At 41.3% G+C, this 1,707-nt stretch carries 1 protein-coding gene; it reads left to right on the top strand.

Annotation, left to right across the window (positions count from 1 at the left end; translation table 11 throughout):
- The first annotated feature begins 148 nt into the window (after positions 1-148).
- Positions 149-1,432, top strand: coding sequence for a helix-turn-helix domain-containing protein (locus HOLDEFILI_RS18040; RefSeq protein WP_006061395.1), 1,284 nt, complete (start codon positions 149-151; stop codon positions 1,430-1,432).
- The last annotated feature ends 275 nt before the right edge of the window (positions 1,433-1,707 follow it).

Below are 1,707 nucleotides of genomic sequence, written 5' to 3'. Positions count from 1 at the left end.
TCTCAACTGAAAAGTTAAGTTCCACTTCAGGGCGGTGCAAGTAGAAATCACTCTTACACAAACTTCTAGTTGACGTTACTCTTTCATTATGAAGTAATATAAGTAAATACAGACTTCTTGTTGCTTGACGCGAAAGGAGCTGAATTCTATGACTTGCAACAAGTATCTCCATCTTACTTTAGCTGAACGCCAAATTATCGAAACCGGGATTTCCCACGGTTCCACGAAAGCCGCCATTGCAAAAACCCTGGGCAAGGATAAAAGCACCATTAGTAAAGAAATCAAATCGCACCGCCTCAAATCCTTTTCTGCCAGTTATCCGATTGATTGTTCTTTATTCCCAAAATGCAAAGACAAAAAAACGCCTGCCTGCTCTACTCAATGCCCTTCCTATATAAAGTTTTCCTGTAAGCGCAGAGATCGTTCTCCCGGCGCCTGTAACGGCTGTGAAGCTTATCATCGCTGCCACTATGACAAATACAGATACTCTGCTTCTAAGGCCAATGACGAGTATCGGGATAGCCTTGTCAACACGAGGATTGGCGTCAATGCAACCCTTTCCCAGATCAAGCAGCTCGGTCTTCTAATCAAGCCTCTGTTAGCGCAGGGCCAGTCGGTCTATGCCATTCTACAAAGCCATCCTGAAATCAAGCTCACTGAAAAGACCCTCTATCATTATATCGAGGATGACGTCTTCCAAAATGCCGGTGTCCCCATTACTTGTATGGATCTTAAACGTCAAGTCCGCAGAAAATTGTCGAAAAAGAAAGCTGTTCAATATTCTCCAAGAAAAGATCGATCTTACTTGAAGGGAAGAACTCACAAAGACTTCATAGAATTTATGGAAATGAATCCCGATGCCTCCATCGTTGAAATGGACACGGTTTACAACGATGGTTCAAATGGGCCTTTCCTTCAAACCTTCAAGTTCTTGAACTATGATTTTCTGTTCTGCGTCTATCACCAACAGAAAACGTCTGAAAATATGTTGGAAGGGATCCTGTACTTAGAAACTATCTTGGGAGAGGCGCTGTTCAATGAAGAAGTGATGGTACTCAAAACAGATCGAGGCAGCGAGTTTGTTTTAGCGGATTCTGTAGAAATCAGGAAAGATGGAACCCGAAGAACAAGACTCTTTTATTGCGATCCGATGGCCAGCTGGCAAAAGGGCTCACTTGAAAATGTTCATTTACTCATCCGGGAGATTTGTCCTAAGCAGGTTGATTTATACGCTCTCGGCTTGGATTCGCAAGAAAAGGCGAATCTCATCTCATCCCATATCAATTCCTATAACAAAAAGAAGCTGAACAACAAAACATCGTTCAGCGTCCTCCGCTTCTTCAATAGTGAGATGGCTAATCGATTCCTTAGCTATGGATTGACTGAGATCCCCCACGATCAAGTCACCCTCAAGCCTCACTTATTGAAGTAATGTTCAAAGCATAAATACAAGCAGCAAGAAACCTGTAACGATCAAAAATCAAGTGGAAGTAACTCTTTCATTTCAAAAAAATGTCGATTTCCATTCACTTTTAATGCGCTCTTTTTTATGCCTTTTTCCATTTGTATTATAAACCAAATACCCAATCCGGCCTAGTCCCATACACTGATTTCTTTCACTTTCGCCTTATTTTATCGTATTTGTATGAGTAATTTCCACTTTTCTTTTTTCACTTTCTGAAGTGGAACTTAACTTTTCAATTGAGC

The sequence above is a fragment of the Holdemania filiformis DSM 12042 genome (assembly GCF_000157995.1).
In the GTDB taxonomy this organism is placed as follows: domain Bacteria; phylum Bacillota_I; class Bacilli_A; order Erysipelotrichales; family Erysipelotrichaceae; genus Holdemania; species Holdemania filiformis.
The sequence above is the reverse complement of the archived record's forward strand: the minus strand, read 5'-3'. Positions and strand labels throughout refer to the sequence as shown.

Excerpts from the sequence above, each read along its gene's own strand:
- HOLDEFILI_RS18040 (WP_006061395.1), top strand. The coding sequence starts at position 149 with ATGACTTGCAACAAGTATCTCCATCTTACTTTAGCTGAACGCCAAATT.